The organism is Acidovorax sp. KPB24-07 (assembly GCF_057543315.1).
Genome location: NZ_BAAJYS010000973.1, coordinates 1 through 522, shown reverse-complemented (window position 1 = coordinate 522; position 522 = coordinate 1). Strand labels below are relative to the sequence as shown.

Sequence of the window (522 nt, the reverse complement as noted above, 5' to 3'; positions counted from 1 at the left end):
CGCGCCACGGCACGCCGCGCCACCCGGGCGACCTGGCGCAGCACGCCTGCCTCACGCTCTCCAGCGATGCCTCGCAAACGCGCGGCTGGGCCTTTCGCATGCCCGCGGCCGAGGGCGGCGGCACCGAGGTCGTGCACTTCAAACCCGGCGGTCCGCTGGACTGCTCGGACGGGCAGGTGCTGCACGACTGGTGCCTGGGCGGCTGGGGCATCGCCTGGCGCAGCACCTGGGAGGTCGAGGCCGAGATCGCCGCGGGCCGCCTGGCCGCGGTGCTGGAAGACTTCGCCGCGCCGCCCAACGGCATCTACGTGGTCTTTCCCCAGCGCAAGCACATGCCGCTGCGCGTGCGGCTGTGGATCGACTACCTCAAGCACCATTACGGCCAGCCCGAGTTCTGGCGCCGCACGGCGGGCCCTGCCGCCGCCCCATCCACCCAAGAAGGAGCCTTGCCATGACCCACCATTCCCCACCGAGGCGGCGCGGCGCGGCGGCGCGCGCCGCGGGCATGGCCTGGCCGGGACG

The 522-nt window shown here is 74.1% G+C and carries 1 protein-coding gene; it reads left to right on the top strand.

Translation table 11 applies throughout. The features are described from left to right. Positions 1-455 (top strand): substrate binding domain-containing protein (locus tag AC27IQ_RS26985; RefSeq protein WP_487091536.1); only part of this gene is annotated, 455 nt, incomplete at its 5' end. Between the last annotated feature and the right edge of the window lie 67 nt (positions 456-522).